The organism is Streptomyces incanus (assembly GCF_042656345.1).
GTDB classification, from domain to species: Bacteria; Actinomycetota; Actinomycetes; order Streptomycetales; family Streptomycetaceae; genus Streptomyces; species Streptomyces incanus.
The window spans coordinates 86,244-99,544 of record NZ_JBHSPC010000012.1 but is presented as its reverse complement, the minus strand read 5'-3'; the positions used below and the strand labels follow the sequence as shown (position 1 = coordinate 99,544).

Genomic DNA, 13,301 nt, shown 5'->3' with positions numbered 1-13,301 from the left:
CGGGGGCCGAGCCCTGTGAGGTCGGCGACGTTGGCCGATTCCCCAACACCTTTGTGGTGTAGGCCACTTGAGTGATGGTTCGAAGCAACCTTCCACCTCGAAAACCCGTCTAACGGGTAGCGAATGAGGCGATACAAAGGGAAATGTCCTGCAACAAGGGGGAAACGTGACCGTGGCGCAGCCTGACGTCACCGTGGTCATCGGGGCGTACGAAGCGATGCCGTACCTGGTCGAGTGCCTCGCCTCCGTGGAGGCGCAGACCATCGAACCGGAGCGCGTCGAGGTCGTCGCCGTCGACGACGGCTCGACGGACGGCACGGGGGAGTGTCTGGAGGAGTTCGCAGACCGTGCGCCCACGCGCGTCACCGTGATCCGGCAGGCGAACTCGGGCGGCCCCAGCGGCCCGCGCAACGTCGGCCTGGACAAGGCCCGCGGGCGGTACGTCTTCTTCCTCGACGCCGACGACCGGCTGGGCCCCGAGGCCCTCGAGCGGATGGTCGCCATGGCGGACCGGGCCGGCACCGATGTCGTCCTGGGCCGGGTCGAGGGCGTCAACCGCGGTGCCCCGAAGTCGATGTGGGGCCGCACGGTGGAACGCACCGACGTGCACTCCTCCAACATCATGTTCACGCTCAGCGCGCAGAAACTGTTCCGCCGCTCCCTGCTGGAACGGCACCGCTTACGGTTCGACGAGTCGCTCTACACCGGTGAGGACGCGCTGTTCACCATGGAGGCGTATCTCAGGGCGAACGGCGTCTCCGTGGTCGCCGACCACACCTGCTACTACCTGGTGGGCCGCGACGACGGCAAGCACGTGACCAAGAGCGGGAGTTACGCCCTGCGGTTCGACTCCGCCCGCCTCCTGGCGAACCTGATCGCCGACCTCGTCCCCGAGGGCCCTCAGCGTGACCGGCTGATGGTGCGGCCCTTCACCGTCACCCTGCTCCCGCAGTTCGGCCCCAGGTTCCTCAAGGACGGCGACCGGGTGCGGCGGCGCAAACTGGAGCTGGCGAAGCCGCTGATGGAAGCCCACTGGACCGAGGGCGTCGCCCGGCACCTGAAGGTCGAGGAACGGCTGCGGCTGCACCTGGTGGCCGAACGGCAGCTCGAACTCCTCACCGAGGCGGTGAAGTTCACGGCGTCGAAGAAGCAGGCGCCGGCCCTGCTGGAGCGGCGGGGCCGACGCGTCTACCTCGTGTACCCGCACTTCCGTGACCGGACGGCGGGAATCCCCGACTCCGTCTACCTCGCCGGGCCCCGCGAGGCCCGCGCCTTCCCCGGCTACCGCGAGGGCGGCACGATCACCGTCCTGCGCCGTGCCGCCCGCAGGGCCCGCCGCCTGCTGGCCCCCGCAGAGAAGGTCACACCGGAGGCGCCGACCGCGACGGCGGCGTGACGGAGCTCGACACCTCGGCGTCGGCTTCCGTGCCGGCGCCGGATGCGCGGCGCGGACCGGGCAGGAAGTCCTCCGCGAGCCGCTGAGGTCGCGGCTGCCGTGCCTCGGGCTGTTCGCCGCGCGCCCTGTGGTTCAGGGCCGTCGTGGACAGGTCGCGCAGGGCCGTGTTGCAGCGCTCCTGAGACGTCGGCTCGTCGGGACCCAATAGGCGCAGCTTCAACTCCGCTCGAGTGTCTGCCAGTTCGTCCTTCTCCGGGTGCCGTACCGCATCCAGCAGCGCCGGCACCCCGCTCGCGTCCGGGGTCAGCACGGTCGCCGCCGCCACCGTCGGGAACGCGGCGCGGAAGGCGTCCTCGGACAGCCCGCTGGTGTTCGCCACCGCGTACGGCTTGCCGCTGGCCAGGAAGTCGCTGATGACGCTGGACACATCGCTGATCAGCAGGTCGGCGATGTTGAAACAGGCGTACAGGGCGGGCCGTACGCCCGTGACGACCTGGTGCTCGTCCTGGGGCAGGGTCGCCCAGTACGCCTCCTCCCAGGCCGCCGTGGCCTTCGCCACCGCCTCGGCCCGACCGGGCGGCGGGGCGGACTGGGCCAGCATCCGCTCCACCTGGTCGGCGCCCTCCCGGACCCCGGCCGCCGTGAGCCGGTCCAGCTCCGCCGTGAGCCGGTCCAGCTCCGCCGTGAGCCGGTCCAGCTCCGAGACGGATCGCGCGGGTTCCGCGGGTGTCGCGGGCCGTTCCCGGTTCGCCGCCCGGATCAGCTCCCGGATGCGCCGGTCGGCGGCGCCCGCCGCGGGCTCCACCGAGCCGGTCAGCGGGTGCGGCTTGTACAGCAGCCGCACACCCGGGTCCGCGAGCAGCGCCCGTACGAGGTTCTCCCCGGCCTCGACCACCGAGGTGTTGCCCGGATTGCCGTCCCAGCCCTCCCAGGTCGGCGCGTACAGCACGGTGGTCCGGGCGTCGGCGGCCGGTGGACCCGACCGGGGCCGTACGGCGTCCAGTTGGGGACGGCCGATCTCCACCACGTCCTTGTCCTCGATACCGACCGCGGCCCGCGCGTACCGTTCACGCGCCTCGGGACCGGCCACCCACACCTCGTCGTAGGCCTTCGCGTACGGGTTGCAGGACGACAGCTTGTCGCTCTCTCCGTGGTTGACGAAGGCGTGTTTGATCGTGGGGATGCGCAGCACCTGCGAGGTCTTGCCGGAGTTCGACGGGTGGATGAGCACCCGCAGCGTGGAGTGCTCGAGCCGCATCAGCGTGGACACCTTGGGCAGGCACACGACGGGGATGTCGGTCGGCGCGATCCTGGCCACCATGAACCGCTCGCGCAGGATGACGACGGGCCGCCCGTCGAGCCTGCTCATCGTCTCCAGCCACATGTCGGCCTGGTAGACGGAGGACACCCCGCCGGAGAAGTACAGGCCGACCGTGGGCCGGTAGTCGGCCAGCCAGGCGTCGAACCAGTCGAGCACCTCCTGCTCGCCCGCCGGACGACGGGAGGGCAGCAGCCGCACCAGCAGCGCGCCCAGGCCCGCCGCCGCGAGCACCCCCGACACCGCGGTCCCGGCCGCCGCGGGCAGGGGTTCCCGGGTCACCGCCGCCGTGACCAGGCCGGCGGTCGTGGGCAGACCCAGGAGCAGCAGCCGAGGGCCGGGGTGGCGCAGCAGCGCGGCCGGGGCGGTGGACAGGCGCAGCGCCGAGGCGTCGACGTTCCGGGTCAGCACCGGCAGCGTGCGGGTGCGGCGGACCAGCACGGACACCGCCTGGATCGCGCAGTGCAGCGCGTAGAAGACGAGCAGACCGGCGACCGGCCACGCGAACTGCGCTTCCCGGTCGTGCTCTCCGAGCCGCAGCAGGCCCACCACCAGGAGCAGATCGCGCAGTACATGGCGGACGGTGATGTCCGCGTGCGACTTGGCCAGCAGCGGCAGCATGTCGGGCTGCCACCGGAACAGCACGCCCTCGACCGCCAGGGACACGGCGGTCGCGGCGAGCAGCAGCGGGACGTTCGGGAGCAGGGCCCCGGCGGCCTGCGCCACGAAGGCGCCGGCCAGGACGGCCGCCGTCAGCCCTTTGGCGAGGAGCGGACGGCCGGACGGGCGGGGCGAGGCCCGTCGTCGGCCGACGCTCGCCATGAGCCGACGACGGGATCGGGACAGCCGACCGGACCGGGGCGGCCGACCGGTTCGGGACAGGGGAAGGGGCACGCGGTCACTCCAGGGTTCGTCGCGGAGACGGACGCCCGGGTTAACGCGTACCGACGTCCGGACGACACGCGCGTGTCCGCAGCGTGTGGAGTGACCGGTGACTGCTGGGCCCCGGAGAGGTCCCGAGGGCCAGACCGTCCTAGCCGCGCCCTCCCTTGAGGGCCCGTCGCAGGGGGCGGCCCACGACCCGGCGGGCCTTGCGGTACACCGAGCGGGACGCGGGGGCGAGCACGGTGGTCTTCCCAGCGACGGTCTTGGCCTCCGTCTTGGCCGCGGTCTTGGCTTCCGCCTTGACGCCGGCCAGTTCCTTCTTCAGCTTGGCGTTGTCCGCGGCCAGTTCACCGACCCGGGTGTGCAGCCAGCCGAAGCGCGCGATGAGCGAGGCCGGGTCGGTCTCGAGCCACGGCCGGACACCGCCGGGGAGGTCCAACGAGCGCAGCCGCTTCTCGTACGCCGCGCCTCCGTCGCCGTGCGTGAACGTGTTGTCCAGCCCGTTGCGGTCGAGGAACGAGGTGAACCGCTCGAACCGCTCGTGGTGATTGCCGGTGAGCGCGCCGAGGTCGGTCTCCTCGTACAGCCGCGCCGGGTCGATCTCCTCGGGCAGTCGGTCGAGGGTGTGGTGCGGGATCTCGAAGTAGCGGCACAGCTCCAGCGTGCGCGAGTCCGAGCACAGTACGTTCGCGGGCGTACCGGCCAGCAGCGCCGCGATGTTGCCGTGGATGCGGGAACCGAAGGAGAAGTCGAAGTCCCGCAGGTCGTCGATCCAGGTCGCCGGGTCGATGTAGACGCGGACCTTGCCCTCCCGGTACATCGGGTGGTCGGGGTGCGTGGGCATCCCGGTGATCTTCCCGTTCGGGTCGGACAGGTCACGCCAGTGCAACTGCCGTGCGTCACTGAGGTTCTGGCCTATGAACCGCAGGTTCGGGTAGCGGGCGTGGGTACGGGTGATGACCCGGCCCAGGCCCTGGCTGCGGACCGCGTTGTGCGAACCGTTGATCGCGATGCGGGAGTCGGCGGTCAGCTCCTGCGTCCGCTTCTGCACGACGAGTTCCTTGCCGTACATGAACAGCGAGGGGCAGCCGATGACGTCGACGTCCTTGAACCCGAGGCCGTTCAGGTACTTCTCGGTGAACTCGCCGCGCACGCCGATCGAGGCGCTGCGGTCCAGCACGGCGGAGACGAACTCGCGCACCGCCGGCTCCATCGGCTTCAGCCGGGCCGGGTTGTAGTCGAGACCCGCCTGCGCGCCGATGCCGACGACGACCACCGGGATCTTCAACTGGCTGATCAGCCGCGTCAGCCGCCGCAGACTCGCCTCGAACGACGGCCGGAAGGCGTTGGCGAGCGGCACGACGAAGGCGTCGTACTCCTCGTTGATGCGTCCCGCGGGCGTCCCATCGGCCCGGATGCCGTTGGACACCACCGTGGTGTGCGGTGTCTCGAGGATCTTGTGCGTGGCGTCGCTGAAGATCAGGTTGCCCGCGTTGCTGGCGAACACATCGCGGTGGAGGGCTTCCTCGACCGGAACGACGTCGTAGGGACTCTTCCCCGATCGGAGGAGGATGCGCTGGGTGGGAGAAGCGTTGGGTGACACCCGTTCACACTATGTTTCCGGAAGCTTTGATTTCCATAGGCAACCAAGGCGGCCTTTTTCACATCAGCGTTCCGTGAGGGCGCGGTTACGCGACGGCGTCCGGAGGCTGGACGGGCAGGCGCTCCCCACCCCGCTTCGCGTAGATTGCCGGTGGGGCGCCCAGGCCGGCCCCGCGGTCGGCACGAGGGGACGGAGCAGCAGGTGGCAGGGGCAAGGCAGGCCGTGAGCGAGGCCCGCAGGATCGTCGTCAAGGTCGGATCCTCGTCGCTGACGACCGCGGCGGGCGGCCTGGACGCCGACCGGGTCGACGCACTCGTCGACGTGCTCGCGAAGGTCCGCAGTGGGGGAGAGCGCGAACTCGTCCTCGTCTCCTCCGGTGCCATCGCCGCCGGACTCGCCCCCCTGGGCCTCGCCCGGCGACCGCGCGACCTCGCCCGCCAGCAGGCCGCCGCCAGCGTCGGCCAGGGGCTGCTGATGGCCCGTTACACCGCATCCTTCGCCCGCTACGGCGTCCGCGTCGGCCAAGTACTGCTCACCTCCGACGACATGAGCCGCCGCGCCCACCACCGCAACGCCTCCCGCACCCTCGACAAGCTGCTGGCGATGGGCGCCTTCCCGGTCGTCAACGAGAACGACACCGTCGCCACCGACGAGATCCGCTTCGGCGACAACGACCGCCTCGCCGCCCTCGTCGCCCACCTGGTCCACGCCGACCTGCTGGTCCTGCTGTCCGACGTGGACGGCGTGTACGACGGCGACCCCGCCCGGCCCGGCACCTCGCGGATCTCGCTGGTGCGGGGCCCGAAGGACCTCGCCCACGTCGAGATCGGCAGCGCCGGGAAGGCCGGCGTCGGCACCGGCGGCATGGTCACCAAGGTCGAGGCCGCCGGGATCGCCGCCGCCGCGGGCGTCCCGGTCGTGCTGACCAGCACCGTCCACGCGGGTGACGCCCTCGCCGGCGCGGACACCGGCACCTACTTCCACCCCACCGGCCGGCGCTCCGCCGACCGGCTGCTGTGGCTCCAGCACGCGTCCACCCCCCAGGGCTCGCTCACCCTCGACGACGGCGCGGTGCGCGCGGTCGTCGAGCGCCGCAAGTCGCTGCTGCCGGCCGGGATCGCGGGCGTGGAGGGCGAGTTCAGCGCGGGCGACCCGGTCGAACTGCGGGACCGCGAGGGGCGGCCGGTGGCCCGCGGTCTGGTCAACTTCGACGCCAGGGAGATCCCCCGGCTGATCGGCCGCTCCACCCACGACCTCGCCCGCGATCTCGGCCCCGAGTACGAACGCGAGGTCGTACACAGGGACGATCTGGTGGTCCTGCATCCGTAAATGTGCCGGATCGCGCGCCCCCCGTGGTGGACGTTCCGCAAAACCGCCCCACGACGCCCGGCGGCCTGCTCAACTTTGTCCCAGGGAACACATCTGCCCGGCCCCAGGGCCGGCCTGTGCGTGAAGGAGGCCGTCGTGAGACGAGTGCGCCCTGGGACGACGACGTCCCGCGGTGGTGCCGGCTCCCGCACGGCAGGCGAGGAACGCGCCCTGACCAGCGTCGCGGCGGGCGACCGGTTCCAGAGCGGCGGGTCCCGGGACCTCCCGCGCCTGTGGCACGTCACCCTCAGCGTCTCCGGCAGCCGGGCCCCGATCGCCGAGGTCCGCCGCGCACTGAAACAGCTCGCCCACGACCACCCCTTCCTGCTGACCAGCCGGTACGCCGACGACCACGCGGAGATCCGCTACTGGGAGGAGGCCCGCGACCTGCACGACGCCGCCGCCGTGGCGCTGCGGCTGTGGGGCGAGCACCGGCAGACCGCGGGACTGCCGCCCTGGGAGATCGTCGGCCTGGAGGTCATCGACCGGGCCACCTACCACCAGCGCATCGCCGCGGGCTACGGCCCTGCGCCGGCGACGCCGGTGGGGGTACATCCGTTCTAGTCCGACGGCTGCCGCCCGCAACCACCGACAGCGACCACGGCCCGCGACCACGCACCGCAACCACCCGTTGAGCGACCCCTACGGCGCGCCACCACATACGCGGGAGCGGCGCCGGATCGGGCGCAAAGGGGGCCCCGGCCTGGAGGTCATCGACCGGGTCCCCTGTCACCGGCGCATCGCCGCGGGCTACGGTCCCGCGCCGGCGACGCCGGTGGGGGTACATCCGTTCTAGTCCGACGGCTGCCGCCCGCAACCACCGACAGCGACCACGGCCCGCAACCACGCCCCCGGTGTCTCGGGGTTCGGGATACCGGTGGTCGGTTTCCCCGGCCGCACTACCCTTCCTCCATGACCACGCTTTCGCCGTATGACTCGATGTCCCCGGTCAACCAGGCCGCTTACCGGGCCAAGGGGGCCGCCGCCACCCTCGCGCCGCTGCCACGCGCGGCGAAGGACGACGCGCTGCTCGCCGTCGCGGACGCGCTGGAGGTCCGGGCGAGCGAGATCGTCGAAGCCAACGCCCAGGACGTCGCCAAGGCACGCGAGGCGGGCATCAGCGAGGGCATGATCGACCGGCTCACCCTCACCCCGGAGCGGGTGCGCGCGATCGCCTCCGACGTGCGGGACGTGGCCGCGCTGCCCGACCCGGTCGGCGAGGTCGTCCGCGGCTCCACTTTGCCCAACGGCATCGACCTGCGGCAGGTCCGGGTACCGCTCGGCGTCGTCGGGATCATCTACGAGGGCCGCCCCAACGTCACGGTCGACGCCGCCGCCCTGTGCCTGAAGTCCGGCAACGCGGTCCTGCTGCGCGGCTCGTCCTCCGCGTACCGGTCGAACACCGCGCTGGTCCGGGTGGTGCGCGATGCCGTGGGCGGCGCCGGGCTGCCCGCCGACGCCGTGCAGCTGGTGCCCGGCGAGAGCCGGGAGAGCGTGCGCGAATTGATGCGCGCCCGCGGCCTGGTCGACGTCCTCATCCCGCGCGGCGGTGCCGCCCTGATCAACACGGTCGTCCAGGAGTCGATCGTCCCGGTCATCGAGACCGGCACCGGCAACTGCCACGTCTACGTCGACGCCGACGCCGATCTCGACACCGCCGTGGAGATCCTGATCAACTCCAAGGCCCAGCGGGTCGGCGTCTGCAACGCCGCCGAGACCCTCCTGGTCCACCAGGACATCGCCCCGGCCTTCCTGCCGCGTGCCCTGGACGCCCTGGCCGGGGCCGGGATCACCGTGCACGCCGACGAGCGGGTGATGGCGTACGCCAAGGACTCCGCGGCGACGGTCGTGGAGGCCACCACGGAGGACTGGGAGACCGAGTACCTCTCCCACGACATCGCCGCGGCCGTCGTCGACTCGCTCGACCGGGCCGTGGAGCACATCCGGCTGTGGACCTCCGGCCACACCGAGGCCATCGTCACCACCTCGCAGCAGGCGGCCCGCCGGTTCACCCAGCTGGTGGACTCCACCACCGTCGCCGTCAACGCCTCCACCCGGTTCACCGACGGAGGCCAGTTCGGCTTCGGCGCGGAGATCGGCATCTCCACGCAGAAGCTGCACGCACGGGGGCCGATGGGCCTGCCGGAGCTGACCAGTACCAAGTACATCGTGACCGGCGACGGACACGTCCGCCGCTGACCCACACCGCGGGGGCAGACGGACGAATTTCCGTACCGTCTGCCCAAATTGACCCCTTCGGTCTACTCTGGAGACGTGCCGGAGGACGTGGGGGGCACGCCGTTCCCTGACGGCGGGGGGCCCGACGACGACCATGACCGCGGAGTGTCGGACGAAGAGTTCGACCCCGTGGTCTTCGACGAGGCTTTCATCGGCGCGGCCGTGGTTCACGAACCGACCGCCGTCGAACGCCTCCTTGCCGCCGCCCAGGCCAGAGCCGAGGCCTCCGAGGCCGAGGCCCACCGCACCCGTCCGACGAGCGACCGGTACGGCGACGGGTACGACGGTTACGGGCGGTACGACCGCCGTCGCCGGGACGACGACGGCGACGACTTCGCCGACGGGGATGACGACCCCGCCGCCCTGAAGGACGGCTACGGCTGCCCGGTGCCGTACGGCAGGCAGGTCCGCTGGCACCGCTCGGTCGCCTGGATGCTCGCCCTGGTGATGGGCGTGGGCATGGTCGCGCTCGCCTTCTCGGCCGTCTACCGGGGGTCCTCCGCCGACAATCGGCAGGACCCGGCGCCGCCGCCCGCCTCGACCGGCCTGGAGCAGGGCGGCGGCGCGGCTCCGTCGGCCTCCGCCGACTACTCCCAGCCGGACGTCCCGGTGATCCCGAGCAGCCCCTGAGGCTCGTCGTGCGGGTCGGCAGCGGGGCCGCCGACCCGGTCGGGCAACGGGCCCGGGAGCAGATCCGGCAGCAGGCCCGCCAGGGAGCCCCGGCCCGGGTGGGAAGCCGTCACAACTTGGCGTGCGCCACGGCGTTTACACGGGCTCCCCGCGACCTACTCTGAAGATATGGCAGGGCCTGCGGACCCACCCGGAGGGGCGCCCGAGGGCACCCCCGGAGGTGGCGAGGACGAGTACCGGTCCGTCGTCTTCGACGAGACCTTCGTCCAGGCTGCCCGCCTCCAGGAGTTCTCCGCCCAGGAGCGCATCACCGACCACGCCCCCGCCGTGCGCCGCCGGCCGCCCCGGCGCCGGGGCCTGTCCCGGCAGGTGCTGGCCCTCGTGGTGCTGATCGCCGTGGCCTTCGGCACCGCGATCTACATGGGCGTACGCCATCCCTCCCGGGCGCCCGGCGCCGGGGCGGCCGCCGAGCCGCTGCGCATGACCGTGATTCCGCTCGCTCCCGAGGGCAAGGTGCCCGGCACCCCCGATCCCGAACGACTGTACGACCACAGTCCGGCGGCACAGTTCCGTATCGGGGCCGAGGGGGTGCCGCTCCCGGCCACCCGGCGTACCGCGCACTTCTCGGACGGGCAGGTCGTGACGGCGCTGATCACGGCGAAGGACTACATCGTCCGGTCCGCCCTCGACCCCGATGTGCTCACCGGCGGGGAGACCCGATCCGTACGCGTCCTGCTCGGCGTCGACCAGCAGGACCAGTTCGACCAGAGCTTCACGCGGCCGGCCCCCGACGGGCGGCACGCGCCCACCGGATGGCTCGTCCGCTTCGACCCCTCCCGCGCGGAGCTGGCCGACCGCAGGATCCGCGTCCAGGGCACCCTGCAGGCGTCCGAGGCCGACTCCGGCACCCTCGAGGTCGCCGCGGACCACACCTCGGTGTACGCGCTGCGGCCGGCCGGCGCGGACCCGGGAGCCCGGGTGTCGCTGTTCACCGTCCGGCGCGAGCTGCACTTCCGCTTCGACCGCGAGGACCTGCGCCTGCACCAGGCGCAGGTCGTCGCCTCCTACGTCCAGGCCGGCCCGCTGTCCTGCGCCGAGGACTCCACGGGCCATCTGCGCCCCCTGCTGGCGGGCGGCACGGCCAGGAAGGGCGGCCCCGCCGGCACCGACCCGTACGCCACGGGCGGCACCCCGGCCCTGTGCGGCACGCTGGCGGCGGAGGCACAGCCCAGGGTGTGACGCCCGTGCCTCAGGCGCCGTCGCGCGGCGGCCGGTCGTCCCCGGTGTCCGGGTCCGACGACGCACCCGGCTCCTGCGGGCCCTTCGGCCCCTGGGGCCCGTCCGCTCCCTGCGCGGGCCTCGGCCCCGAGGACGTGAAGCCGCCGAAGCCGCGGCGGACCCGGTCGCCCAGGTCCCCGGCGCCGCCCGCGATGTCGCTGACCAGCTTCATCAGCGGATCCTTGGAGTTCTTCACGTCACCGGCGTAACTGCTCGCCGAGTCGCGCCAGGAGTCCCGTACCGAGGCGTCCTTGTCCTCGTCGCGTCGCGGGTAGTGGCCGTCCACGATCCGCTGGTACTCGCGGGTCTCCGCCCACTTCTTCAGCTCGGCGGCCCGGACGGTGGTGAACGGGTGGGAGCGGGGCAGCACGTTGAGGATCTTCAGCACGGAGTCGCGCAGGTCGCCCCCGGCGTCGTACTCCTCGGCCTGCTCCAGGAACGCGTCGACGTTCATCTCGTGCAGGTGGTTGCCACCGGCGATCTTCATCAGGCCGCGCATCGAGGCCTGCAGATCCTGGCCCACCAGCAGCCCCGCACGGTCCGCGGACAGCTCCGACTTGCGGAACCACTCGCGCAGCGCCGTCACGATCGCCATGATCGCGACGCTGCCCAGCGGAATCCAGGCCACCCGCACCGCGAGGGACGTCAGGAACAGCAGGATGGTCCGGTACACCGAGTGCCCGGACAGCGCGTGCCCGACCTCGTGCCCGACGACGGCCCGCATCTCCTCCTCGTCGAGCAGCTCGACCAGACCCGTGGTGACCACGATGATCGGCTCGTCCAGGCCGATGCACATCGCGTTCGGCGTCGGGTCCTGGTTCACGTACATCGGCGGGACCTTGTCCAGGTCCAGGATGTAGCAGGCGTCCCGCAGCATGCCGTTGAGGTGCGCGAACTGCCGTTCCGAGACGCGCACCGAGTCGGACAGGAAGAGCAGCCGCAGGCTGCGCTCGGGCAGCAGGCCGCTCAGGGCCTTGAAGACCGTGTCGAAACCGGTCAGCTTGCGCAGCGCCACCAGGGCGGAGCGGTCGGCGGGGTGTTCGTACGCGCGCGAGGAGATTCCGGGGAAACGCCTGCGCTGCCTGCTCGGCACCTTCTCGTGCCCGTTGTGCTGATGGCCGTCGGACATGTGTCCCCCATGTGCGTCTGTGTGACCTTTGCGGTCCGTTGTGACCTTCGTGGTTCCCGGTACCGTCCCTCGGCGGTCCCCTGTCCGGCCCCTCGACCGCTCCGGGGTGAAGCCCAGCCTAGGTGGAGAAGGCGCGGACCGGCAGACCGGTGGAGCGGAAGAGCAACGCGGCCGGGAGTGCGCGCGGAGCACCGTTCCCGAGCCGCCCGGCTCCCCGGGAAGGACGATCAGGACCGCGGGATGGTTGCGTGCTCCGGTCGCCCCCACCCGCTCGGGAAGACCGACGGGAAGAGCGGCGGAAGGACGGCCGGGGAGGCACCGGAAAGGCACCGGAGAGGCGGCCGGGGCCCGCAACGGCGGAGTCGGAGTGATCGGCGCGAAGGCGCCCGCATACGATGAGCCGACGTCTTTATCCCGCCCACACGCGATAGGTACTGCCGAAGATGAGCTTCCACAGCGCCGCTGCCCAGTTGGTCACCCTCGCCGCCGAGGGCGGAGAGCACAGTGGCAACCACCAGAGTCTCAACCCCTACCTGGTCGGCGGCTGCGTCCTGGCCGGTTTGCTGCTCCTGCTGTGGATCACGACCCGCTTCAACCGCGACCGGTAGACCCCCGGGGCCTGTTCGGGCGTGGCCAAAGGGCGCACCTGGCGGCCGGAGCGTTCAGGGAGGGCCGGTAGGGTCTGCACGCATGGGAGAGCAGGACATGCCTACCGGTCCGGTGGAGGACGCAGCCGGGGAACCGGCCGGGGCCGCGGCCACGACCGGGGCGGGGACCGAGGGCACAGTGGGGCAGCCGGCGAGCGGCGCCGAGCACCGTCCGGCGCCGCGCCGGGCCGGCGGCCCGGGCAGCGGGCCGCCGCGGTCGGGCAAGCGCCGCCTCGGCGTCATGGGCGGCACCTTCGACCCGATCCACCACGGGCACCTGGTGGCGGCCAGCGAGGTCGCCGCGCGGTTCCACCTCGACGAAGTGGTCTTCGTCCCCACCGGGCAGCCGTGGCAGAAGAGCCACCGGGTGGTCTCCGCGGCCGAGGACCGCTACCTGATGACGGTCGTCGCGACCGTCGAGAACCCGCAGTTCTCGGTGAGCCGGATCGACATCGACCGCGGCGGGCCCACCTACACCGTGGACACCCTGCGCGACCTGCGGGCGCTCAACCCCGACACGGACCTGTTCTTCATCACCGGAGCCGACGCCCTCGCGCAGATCCTCACCTGGCGGGACAGCGAGGAACTGTTCTCCCTCGCGCACTTCGTGGGCGTCACCAGGCCCGGCCATCATCTGACCGACGCGGGCCTGCCCGAGGGGGGCGTCTCGCTCGTCGAGGTCCCCGCCCTGGCCATTTCCTCGACGGACTGCCGTGCGAGAGTCGCCACGGGAGATCCCGTCTGGTACCTGGTGCCGGACGGGGTCGTGCGCTACATCGCAAAGCGTGAGCTGTACCGCGGCGAGTGAG

General features: G+C 72.1%; 11 protein-coding genes. 8 read left to right on the top strand and 3 right to left on the bottom strand.

All coding sequences use genetic code 11. The features are described 5' to 3' along the window. The first annotated feature begins 166 nt into the window (after positions 1-166). On the top strand, positions 167-1,396 hold the full coding sequence (locus ACFP2V_RS03965) for a glycosyltransferase family 2 protein (protein ID WP_381205401.1): 1,230 nt from the start codon (positions 167-169) through the stop codon (positions 1,394-1,396). Here ACFP2V_RS03965 and ACFP2V_RS03960 read toward each other — a convergent pair. Further along, positions 1,362-3,536 carry a hypothetical protein gene (locus ACFP2V_RS03960; protein WP_381205399.1) on the bottom strand — a complete coding sequence of 725 codons (2,175 nt, stop codon included), beginning with the start codon at positions 3,534-3,536 and terminating at the stop codon, positions 1,362-1,364. The two genes, ACFP2V_RS03965 and ACFP2V_RS03960, sit on opposite strands and share 35 nt — an antisense overlap. A 211-nt stretch (positions 3,537-3,747) precedes the next feature. Continuing rightward, positions 3,748-5,202 carry a polysaccharide pyruvyl transferase family protein gene (locus ACFP2V_RS03955; protein ID WP_381205396.1) on the bottom strand — a complete coding sequence of 485 codons (1,455 nt, stop codon included), beginning with the start codon at positions 5,200-5,202 and terminating at the stop codon, positions 3,748-3,750. Between the two features lie 222 nt (positions 5,203-5,424). On the opposite strand from ACFP2V_RS03955, the gene proB reads away from it, so the two are divergent. From proB to ACFP2V_RS03930, 5 genes are all read left to right on the top strand, one after another. Further along, entirely contained in the window at positions 5,425-6,531 is a 1,107-nt protein-coding gene (gene proB / locus ACFP2V_RS03950; protein ID WP_381205584.1) for a glutamate 5-kinase, read from the top strand. A 135-nt stretch (positions 6,532-6,666) separates the two neighbouring features. Further along, entirely contained in the window at positions 6,667-7,134 is a 468-nt protein-coding gene (locus ACFP2V_RS03945; protein ID WP_381205393.1) for a hypothetical protein, read from the top strand. Positions 7,135-7,482: 348 nt separating this feature from the next. After that, complete coding sequence (locus ACFP2V_RS03940) at positions 7,483-8,769, top strand: glutamate-5-semialdehyde dehydrogenase (RefSeq protein ID WP_381205390.1); 1,287 nt, start codon at positions 7,483-7,485, stop codon at positions 8,767-8,769. 75 nt (positions 8,770-8,844) lie between these two features. Continuing rightward, positions 8,845-9,438, top strand: coding sequence for an SCO2584 family spore wall biosynthesis protein (locus ACFP2V_RS03935; RefSeq protein WP_461091437.1), 594 nt, complete (start codon positions 8,845-8,847; stop codon positions 9,436-9,438). Positions 9,439-9,606: 168 nt separating this feature from the next. After that, a complete protein-coding gene (locus ACFP2V_RS03930; protein WP_381205384.1) occupies positions 9,607-10,677 on the top strand; it encodes an SCO2583 family membrane protein in 1,071 nt (356 codons plus the stop codon). 10 nt (positions 10,678-10,687) lie between these two features. On the opposite strand, the gene ACFP2V_RS03925 is transcribed toward ACFP2V_RS03930, so the two are convergent. After that, positions 10,688-11,845: a M48 family metallopeptidase gene (locus ACFP2V_RS03925; protein ID WP_381205381.1), complete on the bottom strand. Its 1,158-nt coding sequence runs from the start codon at positions 11,843-11,845 to the stop codon at positions 10,688-10,690. 443 nt (positions 11,846-12,288) lie between these two features. Here ACFP2V_RS03925 and ACFP2V_RS03920 point away from each other — a divergent pair, with 443 nt between their 5' ends. Both ACFP2V_RS03920 and nadD read left to right on the top strand, forming a co-directional pair. Beyond that, positions 12,289-12,453, top strand: coding sequence for a hypothetical protein (locus tag ACFP2V_RS03920; protein ID WP_095534281.1), 165 nt, complete (start codon positions 12,289-12,291; stop codon positions 12,451-12,453). An 82-nt stretch (positions 12,454-12,535) separates the two neighbouring features. Next, positions 12,536-13,300 carry a nicotinate-nucleotide adenylyltransferase gene (nadD, locus tag ACFP2V_RS03915; RefSeq protein WP_381205376.1) on the top strand — a complete coding sequence of 255 codons (765 nt, stop codon included), beginning with the start codon at positions 12,536-12,538 and terminating at the stop codon, positions 13,298-13,300. Position 13,301 lies beyond the last annotated feature (1 nt).

Excerpts from the sequence above, each read along its gene's own strand:
- ACFP2V_RS03960 (WP_381205399.1), bottom strand. The coding sequence starts at position 3,536 with ATGGCGAGCGTCGGCCGACGACGGGCCTCGCCCCGCCCGTCCGGCCGT.
- ACFP2V_RS03940 (WP_381205390.1), top strand. The coding sequence starts at position 7,483 with ATGACCACGCTTTCGCCGTATGACTCGATGTCCCCGGTCAACCAGGCC.
- ACFP2V_RS03930 (WP_381205384.1), top strand. The coding sequence starts at position 9,607 with ATGGCAGGGCCTGCGGACCCACCCGGAGGGGCGCCCGAGGGCACCCCC.
- ACFP2V_RS03925 (WP_381205381.1), bottom strand. The coding sequence starts at position 11,845 with ATGTCCGACGGCCATCAGCACAACGGGCACGAGAAGGTGCCGAGCAGG.
- ACFP2V_RS03920 (WP_095534281.1), top strand. The coding sequence starts at position 12,289 with ATGAGCTTCCACAGCGCCGCTGCCCAGTTGGTCACCCTCGCCGCCGAG.
- nadD (WP_381205376.1), top strand. The coding sequence starts at position 12,536 with ATGGGAGAGCAGGACATGCCTACCGGTCCGGTGGAGGACGCAGCCGGG.